The organism is Mycoplana dimorpha, from assembly GCF_003046475.1.
In the GTDB taxonomy this organism is placed as follows: Bacteria; Pseudomonadota; Alphaproteobacteria; order Rhizobiales; family Rhizobiaceae; genus Mycoplana; species Mycoplana dimorpha.
The window spans coordinates 364,761-387,816 of record NZ_PZZZ01000005.1 but is presented as its reverse complement, the minus strand read 5'-3'; the positions used below and the strand labels follow the sequence as shown (position 1 = coordinate 387,816).

Here is a 23,056-nt window from a genome sequence, read left to right as displayed (position 1 = left end):
CTGCGTTAAGCCGCGATCGACAGGTTGGCGAAGACGGTGGTGAGAATTTTGCGGTCGAAGGGCTTGAGGAGGAAGTCGTCGGCGCCGGCGCGCTTGCCCATCATCATCTTCCGCAGGTCGGCTTCAACGACGCAGTAGAAGATGCGGACCGTGTCGCCGTTCGGCAGCATGCGGATGTTGCCGATCAGTTCGAGCGCGCCGTCCATGGTGGCGTCGACGATGATGACGTTCGGAAGCTCCGCCTCGCAGCGGACCAGCGCCTCAAGCGAGTTGGACGCTTCCAGCACCAGATAGTCGAGACCCGAGAGTATCCGTTTCCCAACCTTGCGGACGACGTCTGATCCGTCCGCAATCATGATGCGCCGCATAGCCTGCTCCAATTTCCCCGCTCGTCCGAGCGGCCAAAATATGAAGCAAGTGTAGCCTTGGCTGGCAAACAAATGGTTACCGCGCCGCCGTCGGTCGGCACCGTCACGCCGCGGCGGGAATCCGCGCCACGAAGGTGATTTCCTCGGCGGATGGAAGGATTTCCAGTTCCATCCCCGCCTCCTCGGCGAGCAGCACCGTGTAATAGGGCTGGATGGTGTGGGCGTCGACGGCTTCCTCGGGTTGCCCGGACAGCATTTCCAGGAATTTCGGCGGCACCCGCAGCATTCGCCCGCGGGCGGTAAGGCGGAACTCCGCGTCGAGCTCCGGCCGCGCCAGGGTGACCTCGATGGAGCCGCCGCGCGGGATGGCGCCATAGGCGACGAGGAACAGGTTCAACAGCAGCTTGACGCGGTTCTTGGCGATGATCGCCCGCGGACCGTTCCAGGTGATCTCCGTCTTCTTTTCGGCGGCGGCGAAATCGCGCACGGCCTTCTCCGCCTCGCCCGTATCGATCGAGGCGCCGACCGAGCCCGAGGCGCCAAAGGCAAGGCGGGCGAACTTCAAACGCACCGAAGCGTTCAGCGCGCTGGTGCGAATCAGGTCCATGGCGTCCGCGTCCGCGCCGCCTTCGTCGAGCAGTTCCAGGCCGTTGCTGATCGCGCCGACCGGAGAAATGACATCGTGGCAGACGCGGCTGCACAGCAGTGCCGCCAGGTCCGGGCCGCTCAACGTAAGGTTCGGGTTCTTCGCCATCAGGAGGTCTCCACAAAGCCTTGCATCCGGCAGCGGTGCGGCGTGCGACCGGCGGACGGGCAGATTTCATCGATCGACGCTTAACACGCAAAAATTGCGCGTAGCAGGGTCAACTGAATGTCGGTCATAAAGACACCACAGTTGGTAAACCGATTGTTAACACGATAAGGTCAAATTGCCATCCATGACAGGTCCTGACCACGACAGGGAAAGAGACATGGATGCTTCCACTTTGACCAGGAGGATGGTGCTCTTCGGCGCGGTTCTCGCCGCCGTCGGCGCCGGCAGCGCGCATGCGCAGAGCACCGCCGGCTCGCAATACACGCTGCAGGAGATCGTCGACGCCGGCCACGGCTTCTTCGGCTCCACCACCGGCGGCCTCGCCAAGGTGATCGAGCGGGCCTTCGAATCCTACGGCCTGCCGAACGGCTACATCCTCGGCCAGGAGGGGTCGGGCGCCTTCGTCGCCGGCCTCACCTATGGCGAGGGCGAGATGAGCACGAAGAACGCCGGCAACCATCCGGTGTTCTGGCAGGGCCCGTCGCTCGGCCTCGACTGGGGCGGCCAGGGCAGCCGCACGATGATGCTCGTTTATAACCTCCCCGACGTGAACGCACTCTACACCCGCTTCGCCGGCGTCTCCGGCTCCGCCTACGTGGTCGCCGGCGTCGGCATGACGGTGCTGACCCAGCAGAACATGGTGGTCGTGCCGATCCGCACCGGTGTCGGCGCGCGCCTCGGTATCAGTGCCGGCTACCTCAAGCTGACCCGCGGCCCCACCTGGAACCCGTTCTGAGTTCACACCGGCCGCTGATCCGGCGATTTACCAGCGTTACCGAATTTATTTGCGGGGCTCTGTCCAACAGGGCCCCGTCGGCTATAGTGCGAGCTCGAAACGGCTGGACAACGGGACTGAAGGCGGGACTGGCGTCGTGATTGAATATGCACTGCTGTTTGCCCTCGGTTTCCTGGCGGCCACGCTCGCCGGCCTGCTCGTCGCACCGGCGATCCAGCGCCGCATCGTCGCCTATACCGAGAACCGCCTGAAGGCCACCATGCCGCTGAGCCCCCAGGAGGTGCGCGCCCAGACCGACATGGCGCGCGCCGCCTTCGCCGCCGAGAACGCCCGGATCTCCCAGAAACTGGTGCGTGAGCGCGAGAAGTCGACGCAGTTGGCGGTCAAGAACGAAGCGCTGAAGCGCGACGTGAGCCGGCTTGCCGCCGACAACGCCGATCTCAAGGCCGAGATCGAGGATATGAATGTCGGCGCCGGCGACCTTCGCTCGACGCTGCGGCACGAGGGCGACAGGTTCGCCCAGCTCAAGGCGCAATTGGAAGCGGCCGAGCGCGAGGTCCTCCAGAAGAAGCGCGAGATCGAGGCTCTGAACGCCAATCGCGAGCTTCTTCAGAGCGAGCTCAACGACGGCATGATCGCGCTCGCCGCCAGCGAGACGGAGGTCGAAAACCTCAAGAGCCGTCTCTTGGCGCTGCGCCACGAGCGTGAGAAGCTGCTCGACGGCCTGCGTGCCGCCCAGGGCAACCTGAAGGAAACCACCCTGAAGCTTTCGCGCGAGGAAGGGCGCGCGCGTCAGCTGGAGGCCAAGCTGTCGCGCGAGATCAGCAACAGCGCCGCCAAGGACGCCACCCTGGAACGCCGCGCCGCCGAGATCGGCCGGCTGCGCGATAAGTTGAAGGGCATTCCGGTCAATGCCAGGACGCCGGCACGTCCGTCCCGGCCGACCGAGGCAAGGCCGCTGCTGGCCGCCCTGCCCGAGGCGCCACGAATCGAGTTCACCAATGGAAATGGAGCCCAGCCGATGACCAGCGCAAACGGCATGGACATTCCGGCGCTCGAGGCCGACGTGCGCGACCGAGGCGCGGCCGTCGCGCAACGCCTTTCGCAGCCCGCCTCGCCACAGGCGGACGCCGAGTTGCGCGAGGAGATCGCCGACCTTGCCGCCCGCATGATCGTGGTGACGGATGCGCGCGAAGGCGCCGCCTCGCCGATCCGCAGCCTGCTCGACCAGGCTGGCGCGGGAACGGATCCCAACCGGATCAGCCTTGCGCAGCGGGCCAAGAATCTGCTGCCGCCGCAGGAGTGACCTCGCCGCCGCCCTGGAGCAATCCCGCCAGGGTCACGAGCGCAGTGTTAACGGAAGTGCCCGACCATCCTCAGCCGATGCGGCCGGTGAGAAGCGCCATCTGGTAGAGCGCGATGCCGCTTGCGGTGGCGACGTTCAGGCTGTCGAGCCCCGCCTTCTGCGGAATGCGCGCCGTATGGAAGCGCGACAGGATATCCGGCGGAAGCCCCTCGCCTTCGGTCCCCGCCACCAGCGCCAGCCGATCCGACGGCGCGATCTGGGCGATCGCCGTCTCGCCCCGGGGCGACAGCGCCCACACGGCGAAGCCGGCCCGGGTCAGCCCGCCCAGCAACGCCTGCGCATCGCCGCCCCGTGCAAAGGGCACCCCGAGGACGGCGCCGACCGAGACACGGATCGCCTTGCGGTAGAGCGGATCGCAGCAGGTGGCGTCGAGCAGCACCGCATCGGCGCCGAAGGCGGCGGCGTTGCGGAACAGCGCCCCCATGTTGTCGTGATTGGAGATGCCGCAGGCGGCGAGCACCAGGCTGTGCGCCGGCAACGCGGCGATCAGTGCATCCGCATCCGGCGCCTCGGCGCGGCGGCCGATGGCGAGCACGCCACGGTGCATGTCGAAGCCGGCGATCAGGTTTAACACCGCCCGGTCGGCCACGTAGACCGGCACATCGGCCGGAAAGCCGGCCAATATTTCGTGAAGTCCGCCGAGCCGGTTCTCCAGGATCAGGATCGCCTCGGCGCGAAAGCCGGACGGTCGCGCATGCGCCGCCGCCAGCATGCGCAACACCACCGTCCCCTCGGCGACGAACCGCCCCTCGCGCCCGACCAGGTCGCGCTCGCGGATCGAACGGAAGGCCGCGACGCGCGGATCGTCGCCGTCGCTGATCCGGATCGGGGCGCCCGCCACGGCGATGCTACCGTCCGTTGACGTCGACGTCGGCGACGATCCGGCCTGCGACGATGTCGAACAGGATCGCCTTGCGGCCGCCGTCCGCCAGCGTTCCGTAAAACAGGATCTGGCCGTCCGACTGCGAGACCGAGGAGACGGAGAAGCCGTCCGGCAGGGCAACCGATGCGGTCAGCGGTGCATCGCTCGGCACCGAGAGCGCGACGGCCCGGGTTTCGGGCTTGCCATCCGTCCGCGTCACCTTATAGACAATGGCTCCGAGCACCGCCATGAACATGACGAGCATGATCCCACCGGAGACGAGCTGCAGGCGAACCATCTTGCGCCGGACGTTCTCCATCGCCGGATCGAGCGGCTTTTCTTCCAGTTCATCCGTTTCGAAATTGGACATAAGCGGTAGCGTCTCCGACAGGCAGGACAATCTTTGAATGAACGCCCCCTTTAACGAAGCCGACGACACAAGGAAAGTGCTGACCGCCGGCGAGGACGCCGCAGGACGGATCGACGCGTGGCTCGTCGCGGCCCTGGGCGGGGCGTTTTCGCGCAGCCGCATCAAGGCACTGATCGAGCAGGGCGCAATGGTCGTCAACGGGGTCACCGTCGCCGACCCGAGCCGCAAGGTGCGCCCGGGCGACGCGATCGAATTCCATCTTCCCGAGCCCGAAGACCCGGAACCGAAGGGCGAGGACATTCCCCTCGAGGTTCTCCACGAGGACGATGACCTGATCGTCCTCGTCAAGCCCGCCGGTCTGGTCGTGCATCCGGCCGCCGGCAACTGGACGGGCACGCTCGTCAACGCGCTGATCCACCACTGCGGCACGAGCCTTTCCGGCATCGGCGGCGTGCGCCGCCCCGGCATCGTGCACCGGCTCGACAAGGAGACGAGCGGCGTCATGGTCGTCGCCAAGAACGACGCCGCCCACCGCCATCTCTCCGCGCAGTTCGCCGATCATGGCCGCAGCGGGCCGCTGGAGCGCGCCTACCGGGCCGTCGTCTGGGGGCGGCCGCGGCAGCTGCGCGGCACAATCGACGCCCCCCTCGGCCGCGCCGGCGACCGCACCAGGCGCGCCGTGAAGCGTGAGGATAGCGAGGACGCGCGCGAGGCGATCACCCATTACGAAGTGGTGGAGCGCTATGGCGAAATGGCTGACGCGACCTGCCTCGCCTCGCTCGTCGAATGCCACCTGGAAACCGGCCGCACCCACCAGATCCGCGTGCACATGGCCCATATCGGCCACCCGCTGATCGGCGACCCGGAATATGGCGGCGCCTTCAGGACCAAGGCCAACCGGCTTCCGGAGCAGGCGCGCGCCGCCGTCAACGGCTTCCGCCGCCAGGCCCTGCATGCCTTCATGCTGCAGTTCGAGCATCCCTCGACCGGCGAGGTCATGCATTTCGAGGCGCCCGCTCCCGACGATCTCGAAGCGCTGCTGGACGCGCTGCGGGCGATCGACTGAGCGGCCGCGCCGGTCCGCGCCGGCAGCCGGCGCCGCAGCCGATCCGAACGTGCGCATACTCACCGGCAGCGATCTCGAGCAGGCCAGGCGCGAAGGCGAGCAGGCGCGCTGGAGGTCCATCGTCGTCATGGTACACACAGCGCAGGAAGGACGGAAAAGCCTTGAAAATCCGCGGTGCCGGTACAAAATATTCATCTGTCCGCACAGCCCGCACAAACCTTCCGGTTTTCACCCGATCGTGAAACCACCGGTGCTTGAACCATTGTTTCGCCATACCTATCTTGCATGTTGGTGGGTCCGAAATCCCGCCCCGGAGCATGGTCGCCAACGGGATCGGTTCTGCTCCGCGCAAGGCTTGCCTCAGGAGGAAGCCGCATCAAGGAAGGGGGTGCTCTATGGCCCGCAATACATTGCCATCCGTCACGGCCGGTGAAGGCGGTCTCAACCGCTATCTCGACGAAATCCGCAAGTTCCCGATGCTTGAGCCGCAGCAGGAATACATGCTCGCCAAGCGTTACCAGGAACATGACGACCGCAATGCCGCCCATCAGCTGGTGACGAGCCATCTGCGTCTGGTCGCCAAGATCGCCATGGGCTATCGCGGCTACGGCCTGCCGATCGGCGAGGTCATCTCAGAGGGCAATGTCGGCCTGATGCAGGCGGTCAAGAAGTTCGACCCCGAGCGCGGCTTCCGCCTCGCCACCTATGCCATGTGGTGGATCAAGGCGGCGATCCAGGAATACATCCTGCGCTCCTGGTCGCTGGTGAAGATGGGCACCACCGCCAACCAGAAGCGGCTGTTCTTCAACCTGCGCCGGATGAAGAGCAAGATCCAGGCGATCGAGGAGGGCGATTTGCGGCCCGACCAGGTTGCCGAGATCGCCAACAAGCTGCAGGTCTCGGAGGCCGAGGTCGTGTCGATGAATCAGCGCCTCTCCGGCGACGCCTCGCTGAACGCACCGATCAAGGCGAGCGAAGGCGATTCCGGCCAGTGGCAGGACTGGCTGGTGGACGACCGCGACAGCCAGGAAGAAACGCTGATCGAACAGGACGAGCTGGAAACCCGCCGGGCCATGCTGGCACGCGCCATGGGCAACCTGAACGACCGCGAAAAGCGCATCTTCTCCGCCCGCCGCCTTTCCGAGGATCCGGTCACGCTGGAAGAGCTCTCCACCGAGTTCGACATCAGCCGCGAGCGCGTGCGCCAGATTGAGGTGCGCGCCTTCGAAAAGGTGCAGGACGCCGTCCAGAAGCTCGCCGCCGAACAGGCCAAGTCGCTGCGCGTAATCGAGCAGGCCTGATACGGCCACGATGCAGGTGGTTCGAAGGCGCGATGCATGTGGTTCGAAAGTGCGCAGCTTCTGACCCAACTGGCACGATCAATACTATCACGGCGCGGATGACCCACGCCGCGGCAAGATCGGCGCTGGCTCCTACGAGGACCCGACCGAACAGGCGCGCAAGGCTAGGATGAAGGGCAATACGGCCCGCCCGGGTCGGTAGCGGGCCGACGCGCCGACACCCCAACTCTCCCGTCATGCCGGACTTGATCCGGCATCCAGCGCGCGATGTCCATCGCGCGGGAGACTCCTTTGCCAAGCGACTGAGGCGTCATTAACGGCCCAACCTGAGTACGCGAAGCATGTAATCGCCGTCGCGCGCGGCAAGATCGGCGTAGGCCCATACGAGGAGCGGCCGAACAGGCGCGCAAGGCCAAGGCGAAGGGCAAGACGGGCCGGCCGGGGCGGTAGCCAACCCACGGCGCCCCCTCCCTCCCGCCATCCCGGACTTGATCCGGGATCCAGCCACCGCGCGTCCGCGCGGTGAATGACTCTACTGAAGATGAGAAACGCATTCTGCGCGATGACATCGCGCCCTGGATGCCGGATCAGGTCCGGCATGACGGAGATGTGATAGCCGTCGTCAGCGTCAAGGATCGGCGCCGGCTCCCACGGACTCTCTCGCACCGCAGTTGCGGCGCGGTTGGGCTCCGGATTCATTCCAGGAATGATGAGAGCTGGGGATTGCCACGACGGTACCTCGATGCGCCCCCGGGGACGGCCCCACGCGCCGTTTCCTTTGCGTCGCAAAATTTCCCGGACGCGACACAAGCGGCTTGACACCGGATGACCGCTCCCATACTTGCGGCGGCGGGACACCCTTCCCCAACGAAGGGCTTTCTATCTGGAAGGATAGCCATCATGACGAAGACCGTCACCCCGCCGGACGTGCGTCCGAACAATACCCATTTCTCTTCTGGCCCCTGCTCGAAGCGCCCGAACTGGTCGCTCGAAGCCCTTGCTGATGCTCCGCTCGGTCGCTCGCACCGCGCCAAGATCGGCAAGGCCAAGCTGAAGCAGGCCATCGACCTTACCCGTGAAATCCTCGAAGTGCCGGCCGATTACCGCATCGGCATCGTGCCCGCTTCCGACACCGGCGCCGTCGAAATGGCGCTCTGGTCGCTGCTCGGCGCCCGCGGCGTCGACATGCTCGCCTGGGAAAGCTTCGGCGCCGGCTGGGTCACCGACGTGGTCAAGCAGCTCAAGCTCGCCGATGTCCGCAAAATCGAGGCCGCCTATGGCGAGCTTCCCGACCTTTCCGCCGTCGATTTCGACCGCGACGTGGTCTTCACCTGGAACGGCACCACCTCTGGCGTGCGCCTGCCGAATGCAGACTTCATTCCGGCCGACCGCCAGGGCCTGACGATCTGCGACGCGACCTCGGCCGCGTTTGCGCAGAACCTCGATTTCGCCAAGCTCGACGTCACCACCTTCTCCTGGCAGAAGGTTCTCGGCGGCGAAGGCGGCCACGGCGTCGTCATCCTGTCGCCCCGCGCCGTCGAACGGCTGGAGAGCTACACGCCGGCCTGGCCGCTGCCGAAGATCTTCCGCATGACCAAGGCCGGCAAGCTGATCGAGGGCATCTTCCAGGGCGAGACGATCAACACGCCGTCGATGCTCTGCGTCGAGGATTACATCGACGCCCTGCTCTGGGCCAAGCAGATCGGCGGCCTGAAGGCGCTGATGGCGCGGGCCGACGCCAATGCTCAGGCGATCTTCGATTTCGTCGAGCAGAACGACTGGATCGAAAACCTCGCCAAGGTTCGGGCGACCCGCTCCAACACCTCCGTCTGCCTGACCATCGCCGATAGGGACGTGCTGGCGCTCGACGCCGACGCGCAAGCTGCCTTCGCCAAGGGCATCGTCGCCCTACTCGAGAAGGAAGGCGTCGCCTATGACATCGGCGCCTATCGCGACGCGCCCTCCGGCCTTCGCATCTGGGCGGGTGCGACGATCGATACCGCCGACATCGAGGCGCTCCTGCCCTGGCTGGCCTGGGCCTACGAGACCCAGAAGGCATCGCTTTCCAAGGCTGCGGCCTGATTGCGCTCCCGGCCCCGCCCTCGGGCGAGGCCACCCCGATCCCAAATTCCTATCGCACGAATGAAGGAGGCCTTCATGGCACCTCGCGTACTCGTATCCGACGAACTGTCGCAAACCGCCGTCCAGATTTTCCGCGACCGCGGCGTCGAAGTCGATTTCCAGCCGCAGCTCGGCAAGGACAAGGAAAAGCTCGCCGAGATTATCGGCAACTATGACGGTCTCGCCATCCGCTCCGCCACCAAGGCCACGGAAAAGCTGATCGCCGCCGCCACCAACCTCAAGGTCATCGGCCGCGCCGGCATCGGCGTCGACAACGTCGACATCCCGGCGGCCTCGCGCCGCGGCATCATCGTCATGAACACCCCGTTCGGCAACTCGATCACCACCGCCGAACACGCGATCGCGCTGATGTTCGCCGTCGCCCGCCAGCTGCCGGCCGCCGACCTGTCGACCCAGGCCGGCAAGTGGGAGAAGTCGAAGTTCATGGGCGTCGAGATCACCGGCAAGACGCTCGGCGTCATCGGCGCCGGCAACATCGGCGGCATCGTCTGCAAGAAGGCGATCGGTCTCGGCATGCACGTGCTTGCCTATGATCCCTTCCTGTCTGTCGAGCGTGCCCAGGAAATGGGCGTCACCAAGGTCGAACTCGACGACCTGCTCGCCCAGGCCGATTTCATCACGCTGCACGTGCCGATGACCGACAAGACGCGCGGCATTCTCGGCAAGGAAAACCTGGCCAAGACGAAGAAGGGCGTGCGCATCATCAACTGCGCCCGCGGCGGCCTGGTCGATGAGGCAGCACTCGCAGAGGCGATCAAGTCCGGCCATGTCGCCGGCGCCGGCTTCGACGTGTTCGCCGTCGAGCCCGCCACCGAAAGCCCGCTGTTCGGCCTGCCGAACGTCGTCTGCACCCCGCATCTCGGCGCCTCGACGACGGAAGCGCAGGAGAACGTCGCTCTCCAGGTGGCCGAGCAGATGTCGGATTACCTCATCAAGGGGGCGGTTTCGAACGCCATCAACATGCCGTCGATCACCGCCGAGGAAGCGCCGATCCTGAAGCCGTTCATCAAGCTCGCCGACGTGCTCGGCGCCTTCGTCGGCCAGGTCACCGAAAGCGCCATCAAGGAGATCGAGATCCTCTACGACGGCCAGACGGCGTCGATGAACACCAGGGCGCTGACCAGCGCGGTGCTTGCCGGCCTGATCCGCCCGCAGGTCGCCGACGTCAACATGGTCTCGGCGCCGGTCATGGTGAAGGAGAAGGGCATCATCCTCTCCGAGGTCAAGCGCGACAAGACCGGCGTCTACGACGGCTACATCAAGCTCACCGTCAAGACCGCCAACCAGACGCGCTCGGTCGCCGGCACCGTCTTCTCCGACGGCAAGCCGCGCTTCATCCAGATCAAGGGCATCAACATGGATGCCGACGTCGGCGCCAACATGATCTACATCGCCAACACCGACGTGCCGGGCATGATCGGCTTCATCGGCACGACGCTGGGCGAAGGCGGCGTGAACATCGCCAACTTCCAGCTCGGCCGCGACAAGCAGGGCGGCGACGCGATCGCGCTGCTCTATGTCGACGGTGCGGTGGAGCAGGACGTGCTCGACAAGCTGACGGCCCACTCGGCGATCCGCCAGGCCAAGCCGCTCGTCTTCAACGTCGACTGAGATCGTCTCCTCCCAGGACGACATGGAAAGGCCCGCTCCGGTACAACCGGGCGGGCCTTTCTGCATAAAAACCCAGGCCTGGCGCGGATGCAGGCGACGGCGCCGGTTACGTCAGGCTTTCGCCACGACCATCGGCGCCTGGTGCACGACGATCCGCGCGTGGTAGGGCACCCGCCGGTAGAGATCGAGGACGTCCTGGTTGATCAGGCGCACGCAGCCCGACGAGGTGGCCTTGCCGATCGATTGCCACTCCGGCGATCCGTGCAGCCGGTAGAGCGTGTCCTTGCCGTTCTGGAAGATGTAGAGCGCCCGGGCCCCGAGCGGATTGTTGATACCCGGCGCCATGCCGCCGTTCTCGACGGAATACTTTTCCAGGTGCGGGTTGCGGGCGATCATGTCGGCCGGCACCTTCCAGCGCGGCCACGGCTGCCGCCAGTGGATGATCCCCTCCCCCTGCCAGGCAAAGCCCTCGCGGCCGATGCCGACGCCGTAGCGCATCGCCGAGCCGCCCGGCTCGACGACATAGAGGAACCGCGTCGCGGTATCCACGACCACGGTGCCCGCCGGCTCGCCGGTCGGATCGTCGACCCTCTGCCGGTAATACTTGGGGTCGATCTTCTTATACGGAATGGCCGGTATCAGATGCCCGCCGTCCTCCACCGCTGCGTATCTGGCCGCCAGTTCCTCGTCGGTGACCGGCACGACCGGGCGGCTGACCTTCTCGGGAAGCGGGACGCGATCGACCGGCGGAGTGGTGGTTGCGCAGCCCGCCAGGGCGGCGGTGGTCGAGATGGACGCCATCAGGAATGCGCGACGCGACAGGGAATTTTCACTCATGGGTGGGAAGGCAGTTCTCTGGATGTATGCGACGCGGCTAGATTCACTTTCCGGCGGGCCGTGGCAAGGCGAAGTCGGATCACATAAATGTCAACCTTGCGACCGTTGCAGAAAGGCCGCAGCGCGGACGCGCCCAGGCCCAAGGTCGATAAAAGGCAAAGGCCCGCCCGGTTCCCCGGACGGGCCTTTCTTGTCGGATGCCGATCACGCTCAGGCAGCGCGGCGAATCGAGTAGGCCTGCTGTTGCTGGCCTTCCAGCTGGAACTGGGCGATACGGCTGGCGAGTTGTCCGCTTTCGCCGGCGAGCGTCTGGCTGGCGGCGGAGGTCTGTTCGACCATGGCCGCGTTCTGCTGCGTCATCTGGTCCATCTGGTTCACCGCCGTGTTGATCTCCCGCAGCCCGACGGACTGTTCCTGGGCGGCGGTCGCGATCGCAACGATGCGGTCGTTGATCTCGTTGACGCGGCGCTCGATGTCGCTCAGCGCCGACCCGGTCGCTTCCACGAGCTCCACCCCGACCGACACCTCGCTGGTCGAGGCGGTGATCAGTGCCTTGATCTCCTTGGCAGCGTTGGCCGAGCGCTGCGCAAGCTCGCGCACCTCCTGGGCGACGACGGCAAACCCCTTGCCGGCCTCGCCGGCGCGGGCGGCCTCGACACCGGCATTGAGCGCCAGCAGGTTCGTCTGGAAGGCGATGTCGTCGATCACGCCGATGATCTCGCCGATCTTGGAGGACGAACTCTCGATGCGGCCCATGGCGCCGATCGCGTTACGCACGACCTCGCTCGATTCCGACGCGCCCTTGCGGGCATCGGCCACCATGCGCCTGGCCTCTTCGGCGCGCACCGTCGAGTTCTGCACGGCCGACGTGATCTCGTCGAGGGCTGCGGCGGTCTCTTCCAGGGAGGCGGCCTGCTGCTCGGTGCGCTGGGAGAGGTCGTTGGCGGCCTGGCTGATTTCGGCTGCGCTGCCGTTAACCACGTTGGTCGAGGCGGCGATCGCCGATATCGTAGACCTCAAGGCGGAGACTGCGCCATTGAAGTCGCGGCGGAGCTTATCGTACTCGCTGCCGAGATCGCCGACTTCGAAGGTGAGGTCGCCGCTGGCGAGTTTCTCCAGCGCGGTGCCAATCTCGTTCACCACGCGCGCCTGGCTTCGCGACACTGCGGCCTGCTGCTCGGCGCTGGCGTTGCGCTCGCTGTCGATCACCAGCTGCTGCTCGCGTTGGCTGATCTCGAGTTCGTTGCGCTCGATGACGGAATTGCGCAGCAGCACCAGCGCCTCGGCCATGTTGCCGATCTCGTCCTTGCGATCGGTGTCGGGCACGTCGGAATGGGTGTCGTTGCGCGCAACTTCGAGCATCACGTCCTTAAGCCGATTGATCGGCAGGCTGATCGAGCGGCCGATCGAGAGCGCCGCTGCAAGCGTCGCCAGACCGGCGAGCACGGTGATCGTCAGGGTAACGATGAAACTCGCCTGCGCCTGGGCAGCCAGGTCGTCGGCGTAGACGCCGGTACCGATACCCCAGCCCCAGGGCTTGAAACCGGCAACGTAAGAGAATTTCTCGACCGGCTGGGACTGGCCGGACTTGTTCCAGTAATAGTCGACGAAGCCGCTTCCCGGATTCTGGGCGAGCCGGATGAGTTCGGCCTGGAACAGCTTGCCGTTGATGTCCTTCTGGCCCGTCACATCGGTGCCAATCAAGGCTTTGTTGACCGGATGGGCCCGCATCGTGCCGTCGAAGCTGTTGATGAAGAAGTAGCCGTCCTCGCCGTAGCGCATCGCCATGACGTTCTCGATCGCATACTTCTGGGCTTCCTCGCGCGTGAGGTCGCCCCTTCTTTCCTGCTCCTCGTAGCCGGCGATGACGGAGATCGCCATGGCCGTCATGTCGCGCAGCATGTTGCGTCGCTCTTTAGCGATCTCCGCGTTCGCATCGATGGTCTTGTAGGTCATGGCAGCGGCCAGGAAGAACAGCGCCATTGCCGTCAACATATAGATGCGGGTTGATATCTTAAGGTTTTTCAATGATGGGCCCTCGCGGAAACGAGCGCATATTCTTCCCGAGCGCCAATGCTTCGGAGTGGACATATGCAGATCTCAGGGATGTCAGAGCTGCCTTCGCACGTCTACATCGACGCATAGCACTCCAGCGATACACGCCCGCACATGACCAGCGACGATATAAGCCTGATTTAATTGCCCCTCCCCAAGTTTAGGGGGGCAAGGTCAAATGAGCGAAGCTGCCGTCACGCCGGATCGGCGCCGGTGGCGATGAGCGCGGCGCACGCCACCCTGGCACCCCTGCTCGCCGGCGCACGGGCCACCGCCTGCGCTGTTCAGCTCGCGGGTGATAGCGCCGCGCGAACAGCGACCGGACAACCGCAACCCGGGAGGCACCTTCCCGTCCGTCAGCGCGGCTTCGGCGTGCCCCATTCGGCGATGGCGATGCCGCCGAGCACGAGCGTCAGCGCCACAAGGTGGAACAGCTGGAACGTCTCGCCGATGATAGCAACCGACAGCAGCGTGCCGAAAACCGGAATCGCGTTGATGAACAGGCCGGCGCGGTTCGGCCCGATCATCTCGACGCCGCGCACCCACAGCACCTGCGATAAGAGCGAGGGAAACAGCGCCGCATAGACAACGATCAGCCAGCCGGTGGCGTCGGGAACGATCGCCTCGCCGCTACCGGCCTCCCACCACAGGAGCGGCAGCGAACTGAAGAGCGCGCCGAACGCCGTGGCGGCGATAAAGCTCTGCCAATGCACCGCCGGTTTCCAGCGCAGCGACACCGTATAGGCCGCATAGGCAATGCAGGCGAACAGCATCAGCAGGTCGCCGATATTGAACTGGAGCTCCATCAGCGAGGTCAGGTCGCCGTGCGCCGCCGTCACCAGCACGCCGATCAGCGTCACCGAGAAGCCGACGATCTGGGCGATCGAGGCCGGCATGCGAAACAGCAGGAAGTTGAGGACGAAGATCAGCATCGGAATGCCGGCCTGCTCGATCACCGCGTTGATCGCACTGGTATGCTTCAGGGCCGAATAGAGGAGCGCGTTGAACAGCGTGAAGCCAACGGCGCCATAGAGGAAGAACTGCAGCCAGTGTGCCCTGATCTTCGCCCAGTCGCGGCGGACCTGCGGCATCATGAATGCAAGAATGACGCAAAGGGCGAATAACCACCGGAGCGTCGTCAGCATCATCGGGCTGATATGGCCGACGGCGAGCTTGCCGGCGACGGAATTGCCGCCCCAGAAGAGCGTGGTCACGCAGAGGTAGAAATAGGCTTTGCTGTTCACGGCAGTATTCCGGATGCTGGTGATGGTCCCGGCAACCGGAACTGGGGCGCAGAATTAGGCGGTCCCGACCGATTCCGCCACGCAAAAAGCGGGTTGCGGCGGTATAACAGGGTCGCTTTCGGCAAAACTACACAGTATAGATGCGCGGGTTTGTAAAGCGCGTGCCGGACGGCGCGCAAGCAGCAGGAAAGACGAAATGACCAATGTCGTGGTGATCGGGTCCCAGTGGGGCGATGAAGGCAAGGGCAAGATTGTCGACTGGCTTTCGGAGCGCGCCGACATCGTCGTGCGCTTCCAGGGCGGACACAATGCCGGCCATACGCTGGTCATCGACGGCACGAGCTACAAGCTGTCGCTGCTGCCCTCCGGCGTCGTGCGCCCGGGCAAGATGGCGGTGATCGGCAATGGCGTCGTCATCGATCCGCACGCTCTGTGCGCCGAGATCGACAAGCTGGAGAAGCAGGGCGTCACGATCACCCCGGACAACCTGCGCATCGCCGACAACGCCACGCTGATCCTGTCGCTGCACCGCGAGCTTGACGGCATTCGTGAGGATGCGGCCGCCAGCACCAACGGCGGCGTCAAGATCGGCACGACCCGCCGCGGCATCGGCCCGGCCTATGAGGACAAGGTCGGCCGCCGCGCCATCCGCGTCATGGATCTCGCCGACCTCGAGACGCTGTCGGCCAAGGTCGAGCGGCTGCTGACGCACCACAACGCGCTGCGCCGCGGCCTCGGCGAGACGGAGATCAGCCACGACGCGATCATGCAGGAGCTGACCTCGGTCGCCGACCGCGTGCTGCCCTTCCGCGACACCGTCTGGCTGATGCTCGATCGCGAGCGCCGGGCCGGCTCGCGCATCCTGTTCGAAGGCGCGCAGGGCTCGCTGCTCGACATCGACCACGGCACCTATCCCTTCGTCACCTCCTCCAACACCGTCGCCGGCCAGGCGGCCGCCGGCTCCGGCATGGGCCCGGGATCGCTCGGCTACATCCTCGGCATCACCAAGGCCTACACGACCCGCGTCGGCGAAGGGCCGTTCCCGACCGAGCTGACCGACGAGATCGGCCAGTTCCTCGGCGAGCGCGGCCGCGAGTTCGGCACCGTCACCGGCCGCAAGCGCCGCTGCGGCTGGTTCGACGCCGCGCTGGTGCGCCAGTCGGTCGCCACCAACGGCATCACCGGCATCGCGCTGACCAAGCTCGACGTCCTCGACGGGCTGGACGAATTGAAGATCTGCGTCGGCTATACACTCGACGGCGAGGAGATCGACCACCTGCCGGCCAGCCAGGGTCAGCAGGCTCGCGTCGTTCCGAGATACATCACCCTCGAAGGCTGGAAGGAATCGACGGTGGGCGCCCGCAAATGGGCCGACCTGCCGGCCCAGGCGATCAAGTACGTGCGCCAGGTCGAGGAACTGATCGGCGCCCCGGTGGCGCTGCTTTCGACCAGCCCGGAGCGTGACGACACCATACTTGTGACCGATCCTTTCGAGGACTAGGATTTGATTTGACACCTGATCCGGACTGGATTCGCGACAACGAGAGGCCGGAGACCACGAGAAAGTTCTTATGGCGGATTTTGTAGCAGTCATTCGCAGGGCCGTGGACGGCCTTGCGGACAATTCCCCGGAGATGCGCGTCAAGGTTTACGACAAGGCTCGCGGTGCGGTGCGCCGCCAGCTGGAGGCGATGAATCCGCGTCCATCCGACGACCTCGTCCAGCGCCAGCTCGACAAGCTCGAGGCGGCCATCGCCGAAGTGGAGGGCGACCACGCCGAGGCGCTCCCGGCGGAGGAGTTCGTCGAACCTTTCGAAGCCGCTGCGCCCGAGCCGCCACCCGCGCCTGCGCCCGAGCCGCCACCCGCGCCCGAACCTCCGGCCCCGCCTCCTGCCGCACCGTTCGTCCCCGAGACGTCCCCGGAAGCGGCACACGCCGAGCCGGCCACCTATCCGGCGGAAGCGGAAGCCGTCAGCGACTCCGGACCTGCGCAGGTGCCCCAGGGCCCGTCAGAGGCGGCTTTCGAAACCCAACCCGCCTTCGCGCCGGAAGAATACCCGCCGGCGGAGGCTGCCGAGGCCGGGCCGCAACATTGGGCTCCCGGCACCTACCCGGAGACCTACGAGGAAACGCCGGCCCCGGCGCCGCAAGACGTCGCCCGCTATGAAGCCCCGCTAGAGCCGGGCCCGGTCGAACCGGCCCCGATCGAACCAGCCTTGGTCGAGTCCGTCGAGCCGGCCCCGATCGATCCGGTTCCCGTCGAGTTCGTCCCGGTCGAGCCGAGCCCGGCCGAGAGCGCGCATGCGGCCCATCCCGCCGCCTCGGCCGAAGCCCCTGGCGCAGAGGAACCGCATTACATCGGCATGCAGCCGCTCGAGCCGCGTTCCGACGAGCAGGCGGCGTTTGACGGACAGGCCTCACCGGCCGGCGATCCCCATTATGCCGCCGTGGCGGAGCAGCCGCCTGCGCCGGAGCATCCCTATGCACCCGAGCACATGGCGACGGCACCGCACCAGCCGGCGGCCGCCGACCCAGCGCCCTCCCCCGCCGCCATGCCGGCGACGGCCATGCCGTGGGCGTGGAGCGACGAGCGGGCCGACACCGGGTCCGAGGAGATCAGTTCCCGTGACGTGTTCCCCCGGGAGCAGCGCCCAGGGGAAATCGCGCCCATGTCAGCGGCAGACGCAGACGCCGCCTCCGAGTGGACCTGGCCCGAGGACGCCCGTCCCGCCGAGCCGGGAAGCGAGCCGAAGCGTGCTTCCGACAATGCCTGGGGGGATCTCGAGGACCTGATCGGCTACCAGCCGAAGGCGTCCGAGCAAGGCACCGCCAAGGCGTCCGGCCTGAGCGAGGCGCCCCCCGCCGCTGCGGAGGCTCCGGTTCGAAACGGCCAACGCTCATTCCGCGCTGCCCCGCGCAGTCGCAGGATCAGCATCGCCCGGATCGGCGTGGCCGCGGCCGTGCTCGCCCTTGTCGGCGGCGCCGGCGCGGCATACTGGCTGAACCGTGACTCGATCGACCGTACGCTCGCTGACCTGACCGCGCCGGTCGCAGATCCGTCCGGCAATGCCGGGGCCACAGGCGAAGCCGGAACCGGCAGCGACGACACGGCCGGAGCCCAGGTCGCCTCCGCCGGCACCGGCATCAACAAGTTCACCCAGCGTCTCCTGCCGGATGGCACCGAGACCGACGAGGGTCCGGCCGCGGTTGCCGGCGAACCGACGAGCGAAGAAGGCAAGTCCGTCACCGAGCAGACGACCGAGGTCGCTGCCGCCGCCGGCATCGACGCGGCAACGACGGCGACCGACACCGGCGCCGCAGCCGCGACGCCGGCCGGCACCGCGCCTGCCGCGCCTGCCACCCCCGCTACCCAGCCGGCTGGCACGCAGACCGCAGCAGCGGGTGCGGCCGCCGAGCAGGCGCCGGTGGGCGTGTCGCAGAAGATGTTCCTCTACGAGGAGCGGCTCGGCCAGTCGGCCCCGACCGCGATCGACGGCACCGTGATATGGTCCAAGGCCGAGGAAAGCCCCGGTGGCGACGCCAGGCCGGAGCCTGTGATCCGCGCCCAGATCACCGTGCCTTCGAACGGCCTGTCGGCGCAGCTTCTGATCCGGCGCAATGCCGACAAGTCGCTGCCGGCCAGCCATCTCGTCGAGATCGTCTTCGTGTTGCCGCCGAATTTCGAAGGCGGCAGCATCGACAGCGTGCAGCGCGTGGCGATGAAGCGGACCGAGCAGGACCGCGGCGACCCGCTGATCGCGGTCCCTGCCAAGATCACCGAAGACTTCCACATGATCGCGCTGAACGACTTCCCGGATGCGATCACCCGCAACGCGGATCTGCTGAAGAACCGCGACTGGATCGATATCCCGATCACCTACCGCAACGGCCGGCGCGCCCTGCTGACGCTGGAGAAGGGAACCACGGGCGCGGAGGTGTTCAACTCGGTATTGAACGCCTGGGCCGCGCTGGCGCCGCCAGCGGACAGCCAGTAACGGTTCCGGCCGGCCCAGTCGTGGCTTGGCCGGTTCCTGGAATGAAAGACGGCGCGGGAGTTGCTCCCGCGCCGTCTTCGTTCAGGCTTTGATTTTGCGTCGCCAGGTTCTACCAGGTCGTCACCCGGACGCCGGCGCGGATCTCATGGCGCTGGAAGCCTTCGTCGTGCACCTTGGTGCCGGAGGCGCCCAGTGCCTTTTCGGCACTGTTGTAGCCGGCCATCTTGCCGCCATCGATGTCGGAATAGCGATAGCCGACGTCGAGCTTGATACGGTTCGTCAGGTCGTAGGAGGCGCCGGCCATCAGCGCATAGGTGAAGCGCCAGCTTTCCTCGCCCGGATTGGTCGTCGTGAAGCAGGGAACGCCGCCGCAGGTCGCCCGCGTCTTGACGTCGTCCCACTGGATGTTGGTCGCGCCGACGCCGCCGCCGATATAGGGCGTCAGGCCGGCATAGGTGCCGAGATCGATATAGCCGTTCGCCATCACCATGATCGCGTCGAAGCCGGTGTCGTGGGTGAGATTGCAGCTGCCGCCAACAAACGGGCAGTTGCTGCCGATCTGCGATTTCCCGTCGACGCTGGAATTGAAGAAGTCCGCCGTCAGGTCGGTGCGCAGGTAGTCGTTGAACTGGTAGCCCATGCCGAAGCCGTAGGAGAACGGCTTCGAGAAGCGGGTATCGTCGAAGTCGGTGCTCTGCTGCACGCCGAGGGAGTTGATGTAGTTGTAGCGCGGGTCGCCGCCATCGATCCAGCCCGAATAGCCGAGGTCGCCACGGATGTACCAGCCCTGCGCCACGCCGATGGCGACTTCCGGCACGTCGATTACCGGATAGACCTCTCCGCCCGCAAGCGCGCTTCCGGCCGACAGGCCGGCGATCAAGGCGGCACCGAGGATTGTCTTTCGCACGATCATGTTTCGCCCCCAACGGCGGCCGAAGCCCGGCCGGTTAATGGCGGCGAGTATTTCAGGGAAGTGTTAAGGCCCGGTTAAGCATGTTTGTTAACCGGCAACAGCCTGCGCCCGCCCAGAAACGGGAACAGCCGCCTTCCGGCGGCTGTGGCGCATGCTGTCGATCGCGGATCGGCTACTGCAGCATGTAGCGCAGGCCGAGTTTGAAATCGTGCGAGGTGATGTTCTTGAAGTGCATCGGCGCCTCGGTGACGGAACCGTCATAGGCGCGGATCGACGAGGTCTTGGCATCGCCGAGATCGAGATAGCTGTAGCCGAAATCGACCGTCATCTGATCCGTCACCTGATAGCCGAGGCCGGCATGCAGCGCCCAGGCGAAGTTCCAGGTCGGATCGCTGTCGGCATAGGCGACCCCTTGCGTCGGCACGTTGATGTCGCGGAAATGCGAAATGGTGTTGCGCGACGCACCGATGCCGGCACCGACATAGGGCACGACGCCGTACCAGTTGCCGAGGTCGACATAGGCGTTGGCCATCAGCAGCCATTCGGACTTGGAACCGTCGTAGTCGTTCGTGCCGTCCCAGATGGTCGTCCCACCCGGCCCGCTATGCCCATAGCGGTCCAGCGCCGAGAAGTCGGCCTTGCCGCGGTATTCGACGATGCCGTCGGTGCGGATCCAGTCGTTGAACTTGTAGCCGATGCCGGCGCCGACGAATGGGGCGCTGTCGAAGCCGCCTTCGTCGACGAGGTCATGCACTTCGAGCGTGTGGAAGAGTTCGTGGTCGAGATGGCCGAGCCGCTGGTTGCTCATGCCGAGATAGCCGCGCAGATACCAGCCACCCACAACCGGAACGCCCGGATCGACCGGCGGCGGCGGCGTGTACAGGTCGGCGGCGCCGGCCGACGAACTCACGATCAGAGCCGCGACGGCGCTGCCCAGAAACTTTCTCATGCCCAACTCCATACAATTGTGCTCGGCGCTGCATGCCAGCAGAACCGGGTGCGGCTATCGGTCATGGATAATGAGGAGAAAAAGTTAAGTTGCATTTAACTACGCCGCTTAACCTTGGCGATTAACGCGGCGGTAACGATACCCATCCAGCCCTGGCGGCGTCGTCCTGCGCCCGCCCTGACCTGCGGCAGGTTGCGGAAACGGAAAGGGCCGGGTGTGCCCGGCCCTTTCCGAAAACTGACGCTGCGATATTCAGCGGAACAGGAAATCCCGAGGGGCAGCAAGTCTGCTACCTTTCGCCGGCGTCCGCCCCCGCCGCGCGAACGGCTGCACTCAGGCGGCGCTGCGGACCGAGCCGATCACGCCGATCAGTTCGTCGACGATGCGCTCGACCTTGGCGTGATCGTCGCCTTCCGCCATGACGCGGATCAGCGGCTCGGTGCCGGAGGGACGGATCAGAAGCCGGCCGTTCTTGGACAGGACGTTCTCGGCTTCGGCGATTGCGGCCAGCACCGCCGCATCCTCGAGCGGCTTGCCGCCGGAAATGCGCACGTTCTTCAGCACCTGCGGCACCGGCTCGAACCGGTTGCAAACCTCGCTGACCGGCCGGCCGCTGCGCTTGACGCAGGCGAGCACCTGCAGTGCGGCGACGAGCCCGTCGCCGGTGGTGCCGAAGTCCGACAAAACGATGTGGCCGGACTGCTCGCCGCCGACGTTGAACTCGTTCTGCCGCATGTGCTCGACCACGTAGCGGTCGCCCACCTGGGTGCGGTGCAGCCCGAGCTTCTTGCTCTTCAGGAAGCGCTCCAGCCCGAGGTTGGACATCACCGTCGCCACGAGGCCGCCGCCCTTGAGCATGCCGTCGGCGGCCCAGGTCTCGGCGATCACCGCCATCAGCTGGTCGCCGTCGATCAGCTTGCCGTTCTCGTCGACGATCTGCACACGGTCGGCGTCGCCGTCGAGCGCGATGCCGATGTCGGCGCGCACCTCGTCCACCTTGCGCCGCAGTGCGTCCGGATGGGTCGAGCCGCACTCGAGGTTGATGTTGGTGCCGTTCGGATCGGTCCCGATCGTCACCACGTCGGCGCCGAGTTCCCAGAGCGCCGCCGGCGCGACGCGATAGGCCGCACCGTTGGCGCAGTCGATCACCACCCGCAGCCCATGCAGGGTGACATCCCGCGGCAGGGTCCGCTTGGCGTGCTCGATGTAGCGGTCATGGACGCCGTCGACGCGCTTGGCGTGGCCGATATCGCTCGCCTTGGCGAGCTGCGGCAGGCCGTCGTGTTCCAGCATCGCCTCGATCTGCATTTCCAGCTCGTCGGAGAGCTTGTAGCCGTCCGGGCCGAACAGCTTGATGCCGTTGTCCTGGTAGGGATTGTGCGAGGCCGAGATCATCACGCCGATGTCGGCGCGCAGCGAGCGCGTCAGCATGGCGACCGCCGGCGTCGGAATCGGGCCGAGCACGAAAGCGTCGACGCCGGCGGCGGTGAAGCCCGCCACCATGGCGTTCTCCAGCATGTAGCCGGAAAGCCGGGTGTCCTTGCCGATCACGACGCGGTTGCGGTGGGTGCCGCGGCGGAAGATCGTCCCCACGGCAATGCCGACCCGCATGGCGAGATCGGGTGTCATGGGGAAAACGTTGGACTGGCCGCGGATGCCGTCCGTACCGAAATAGCGACGCTTCATTTGTGCTCCTGATAATCCTCTCGGGCATCACGCGGGCAGGCGCCGTTCGGCGCGCCCGTCGGTATCTCGTGCCCATAATCGGCTCTCTTTGCCACAGAACGGAACACAGGGCACCTGAAATTGAATCAGCCTGCGTTACAGGCCGTTACCGGTCGATCCGGGCCCAATCCGCGCCGCGCCGGCCGTTGCGGCGAGGCATTAGGCCGGCTTAAGATAGCAACCTTCGCGGGCTATGGGAAATTTCCGCCGCCCGGACAGCGGCAATCGCAGACGGACACGCAAAATGACCTGGATCGAGCTTGCCAAAAACTGGGCGCGCGCCGTCAAGCGCGACGTGGTCGTCCTCTGGCTTGCTGCCCGCGACCCGCGTGTTCCCTGGCATGCCAAGGCGCTTGGGGCAATCGTCGCCGCCTACGCGCTCTCGCCGGTCGACCTGATCCCGGACTTCATCCCCGTGCTCGGCTACCTCGACGACCTGATCATCGTTCCCCTGGGAACGATTGCCACCCTGAAGCTGATCCCGCCGGACATTCGCGCCGAACTGCGGACGCGCGCGGTCGAGCGGATCGCGCTGCCCGCCTCCCGCGCCGGCATGGCGATGATCGTGCTCGTCTGGATCCTGCTCGCGCTTGCTGTTGTCTGGACTGCCCTGCCCATGCTGAAAGGCGCCGCGTGATTTTCACCCGACGGCGCTGAAATTGAACCAGCCTGCTTTGCAGGCAGTTACCGATCGCCGCAGAC

At 66.0% G+C, this 23,056-nt stretch carries 19 protein-coding genes; 9 read left to right on the top strand and 10 right to left on the bottom strand.

From position 1 onward, the window contains the following. Positions 1 to 5 precede the first annotated feature (5 nt). Both C7449_RS14675 and chpT read right to left on the bottom strand, forming a co-directional pair. A complete protein-coding gene (locus C7449_RS14675; RefSeq protein ID WP_108003611.1) occupies positions 6 to 368 on the bottom strand; it encodes a response regulator in 363 nt (120 codons plus the stop codon). Between the two features lie 103 nt (positions 369 to 471). Next, entirely contained in the window at positions 472 to 1,122 is a 651-nt protein-coding gene (chpT, locus tag C7449_RS14670; RefSeq protein WP_170115898.1) for a histidine phosphotransferase ChpT, read from the bottom strand. 244 nt (positions 1,123 to 1,366) lie between these two features. Between chpT and C7449_RS14665 the strand changes: the two genes are divergently transcribed. Both C7449_RS14665 and C7449_RS14660 read left to right on the top strand, forming a co-directional pair. Beyond that, a complete protein-coding gene (locus C7449_RS14665; protein WP_245414401.1) occupies positions 1,367 to 1,918 on the top strand; it encodes a DUF1134 domain-containing protein in 552 nt (183 codons plus the stop codon). Positions 1,919 to 2,054: 136 nt separating this feature from the next. Continuing rightward, a complete protein-coding gene (locus C7449_RS14660; protein ID WP_108003606.1) occupies positions 2,055 to 3,224 on the top strand; it encodes a coiled-coil domain-containing protein in 1,170 nt (389 codons plus the stop codon). Positions 3,225 to 3,294: 70 nt separating this feature from the next. On the opposite strand, the gene C7449_RS14655 is transcribed toward C7449_RS14660, so the two are convergent. Both C7449_RS14655 and C7449_RS14650 read right to left on the bottom strand, forming a co-directional pair. Then, positions 3,295 to 4,125: a TrmH family RNA methyltransferase gene (locus C7449_RS14655; protein WP_170115897.1), complete on the bottom strand. Its 831-nt coding sequence runs from the start codon at positions 4,123 to 4,125 to the stop codon at positions 3,295 to 3,297. Between the two features lie 7 nt (positions 4,126 to 4,132). Then, entirely contained in the window at positions 4,133 to 4,516 is a 384-nt protein-coding gene (locus C7449_RS14650) for a hypothetical protein (protein ID WP_108003604.1), read from the bottom strand. Positions 4,517 to 4,553: 37 nt separating this feature from the next. On the opposite strand from C7449_RS14650, the gene C7449_RS14645 reads away from it, so the two are divergent. From C7449_RS14645 to serA, 4 genes are all read left to right on the top strand, one after another. After that, positions 4,554 to 5,582, top strand: a complete 1,029-nt coding sequence (locus C7449_RS14645; RefSeq protein ID WP_108003602.1) for an RluA family pseudouridine synthase — start codon at positions 4,554 to 4,556, stop codon at positions 5,580 to 5,582. Positions 5,583 to 5,977: 395 nt separating this feature from the next. Then, the gene (gene rpoH / locus C7449_RS14640; RefSeq protein ID WP_108003600.1) at positions 5,978 to 6,883 is read left to right on the top strand and encodes an RNA polymerase sigma factor RpoH; all 906 of its coding nucleotides are present in this window, start codon (positions 5,978 to 5,980) and stop codon (positions 6,881 to 6,883) included. Between the two features lie 900 nt (positions 6,884 to 7,783). Then, on the top strand, positions 7,784 to 8,965 hold the full coding sequence (locus tag C7449_RS14635) for a phosphoserine transaminase (RefSeq protein WP_108003598.1): 1,182 nt from the start codon (positions 7,784 to 7,786) through the stop codon (positions 8,963 to 8,965). 75 nt (positions 8,966 to 9,040) lie between these two features. Then, a complete protein-coding gene (gene serA, locus C7449_RS14630) occupies positions 9,041 to 10,636 on the top strand; it encodes a phosphoglycerate dehydrogenase (protein WP_108003665.1) in 1,596 nt (531 codons plus the stop codon). A gap of 111 nt (positions 10,637 to 10,747) precedes the next feature. On the opposite strand, the gene C7449_RS14625 is transcribed toward serA, so the two are convergent. The 3 genes from C7449_RS14625 to C7449_RS14615 all read right to left on the bottom strand — a co-directional run bounded on the left by C7449_RS14625 (position 10,748) and on the right by C7449_RS14615 (position 14,772). Next, the gene (locus C7449_RS14625; RefSeq protein ID WP_108003597.1) at positions 10,748 to 11,473 is read right to left on the bottom strand and encodes a L,D-transpeptidase; all 726 of its coding nucleotides are present in this window, start codon (positions 11,471 to 11,473) and stop codon (positions 10,748 to 10,750) included. Between the two features lie 210 nt (positions 11,474 to 11,683). Next, positions 11,684 to 13,501 (bottom strand): methyl-accepting chemotaxis protein, encoded by a 1,818-nt coding sequence (locus tag C7449_RS14620; RefSeq protein ID WP_108003595.1) that lies wholly within the window; start codon positions 13,499 to 13,501, stop codon positions 11,684 to 11,686. A 383-nt stretch (positions 13,502 to 13,884) separates the two neighbouring features. Next, on the bottom strand, positions 13,885 to 14,772 hold the full coding sequence (locus C7449_RS14615) for a DMT family transporter (RefSeq protein ID WP_108003593.1): 888 nt from the start codon (positions 14,770 to 14,772) through the stop codon (positions 13,885 to 13,887). 196 nt (positions 14,773 to 14,968) lie between these two features. On the opposite strand from C7449_RS14615, the gene C7449_RS14610 reads away from it, so the two are divergent. Together C7449_RS14610 and C7449_RS14600 are read left to right on the top strand one after the other, a co-directional pair. After that, positions 14,969 to 16,273: an adenylosuccinate synthase gene (locus C7449_RS14610; RefSeq protein ID WP_108003591.1), complete on the top strand. Its 1,305-nt coding sequence runs from the start codon at positions 14,969 to 14,971 to the stop codon at positions 16,271 to 16,273. 70 nt (positions 16,274 to 16,343) lie between these two features. Then, positions 16,344 to 18,767 carry a hypothetical protein gene (locus tag C7449_RS14600; protein ID WP_170115896.1) on the top strand — a complete coding sequence of 808 codons (2,424 nt, stop codon included), beginning with the start codon at positions 16,344 to 16,346 and terminating at the stop codon, positions 18,765 to 18,767. Positions 18,768 to 18,876: 109 nt separating this feature from the next. Here C7449_RS14600 and C7449_RS14595 read toward each other — a convergent pair whose 3' ends face one another. The 3 genes from C7449_RS14595 to glmM all read right to left on the bottom strand — a co-directional run bounded on the left by C7449_RS14595 (position 18,877) and on the right by glmM (position 22,315). Continuing rightward, positions 18,877 to 19,680 carry an outer membrane protein gene (locus tag C7449_RS14595; RefSeq protein ID WP_108003585.1) on the bottom strand — a complete coding sequence of 268 codons (804 nt, stop codon included), beginning with the start codon at positions 19,678 to 19,680 and terminating at the stop codon, positions 18,877 to 18,879. A gap of 172 nt (positions 19,681 to 19,852) precedes the next feature. Next, entirely contained in the window at positions 19,853 to 20,629 is a 777-nt protein-coding gene (locus C7449_RS14590; protein WP_108003583.1) for an outer membrane protein, read from the bottom strand. A 333-nt stretch (positions 20,630 to 20,962) separates the two neighbouring features. Next, positions 20,963 to 22,315 carry a phosphoglucosamine mutase gene (gene glmM, locus C7449_RS14585; RefSeq protein WP_108003582.1) on the bottom strand — a complete coding sequence of 451 codons (1,353 nt, stop codon included), beginning with the start codon at positions 22,313 to 22,315 and terminating at the stop codon, positions 20,963 to 20,965. Positions 22,316 to 22,598: 283 nt separating this feature from the next. Between glmM and C7449_RS14580 the strand changes: the two genes are divergently transcribed. Continuing rightward, positions 22,599 to 22,991 (top strand): YkvA family protein, encoded by a 393-nt coding sequence (locus C7449_RS14580; protein WP_108003580.1) that lies wholly within the window; start codon positions 22,599 to 22,601, stop codon positions 22,989 to 22,991. Positions 22,992 to 23,056 lie beyond the last annotated feature (65 nt).

What these genes read in the sequence shown, in the direction of transcription:
- C7449_RS14645 (WP_108003602.1), top strand. Translation starts at nt 4,554, where the DNA reads ATGAACGCCCCCTTTAACGAAGCCGACGACACAAGGAAAGTGCTGACC.
- C7449_RS14625 (WP_108003597.1), bottom strand. Translation starts at nt 11,473, where the DNA reads ATGAGTGAAAATTCCCTGTCGCGTCGCGCATTCCTGATGGCGTCCATC.
- C7449_RS14595 (WP_108003585.1), bottom strand. Translation starts at nt 19,680, where the DNA reads ATGATCGTGCGAAAGACAATCCTCGGTGCCGCCTTGATCGCCGGCCTG.
- C7449_RS14600 (WP_170115896.1), top strand. Translation starts at nt 16,344, where the DNA reads ATGGCGGATTTTGTAGCAGTCATTCGCAGGGCCGTGGACGGCCTTGCG.
- C7449_RS14590 (WP_108003583.1), bottom strand. Translation starts at nt 20,629, where the DNA reads ATGAGAAAGTTTCTGGGCAGCGCCGTCGCGGCTCTGATCGTGAGTTCG.
- C7449_RS14650 (WP_108003604.1), bottom strand. Translation starts at nt 4,516, where the DNA reads ATGTCCAATTTCGAAACGGATGAACTGGAAGAAAAGCCGCTCGATCCG.
- glmM (WP_108003582.1), bottom strand. Translation starts at nt 22,315, where the DNA reads ATGAAGCGTCGCTATTTCGGTACGGACGGCATCCGCGGCCAGTCCAAC.
- C7449_RS14580 (WP_108003580.1), top strand. Translation starts at nt 22,599, where the DNA reads ATGACCTGGATCGAGCTTGCCAAAAACTGGGCGCGCGCCGTCAAGCGC.
- chpT (WP_170115898.1), bottom strand. Translation starts at nt 1,122, where the DNA reads ATGGCGAAGAACCCGAACCTTACGTTGAGCGGCCCGGACCTGGCGGCA.
- rpoH (WP_108003600.1), top strand. Translation starts at nt 5,978, where the DNA reads ATGGCCCGCAATACATTGCCATCCGTCACGGCCGGTGAAGGCGGTCTC.
- C7449_RS14610 (WP_108003591.1), top strand. Translation starts at nt 14,969, where the DNA reads ATGACCAATGTCGTGGTGATCGGGTCCCAGTGGGGCGATGAAGGCAAG.
- serA (WP_108003665.1), top strand. Translation starts at nt 9,041, where the DNA reads ATGGCACCTCGCGTACTCGTATCCGACGAACTGTCGCAAACCGCCGTC.
- C7449_RS14635 (WP_108003598.1), top strand. Translation starts at nt 7,784, where the DNA reads ATGACGAAGACCGTCACCCCGCCGGACGTGCGTCCGAACAATACCCAT.
- C7449_RS14675 (WP_108003611.1), bottom strand. Translation starts at nt 368, where the DNA reads ATGCGGCGCATCATGATTGCGGACGGATCAGACGTCGTCCGCAAGGTT.
- C7449_RS14665 (WP_245414401.1), top strand. Translation starts at nt 1,367, where the DNA reads ATGGTGCTCTTCGGCGCGGTTCTCGCCGCCGTCGGCGCCGGCAGCGCG.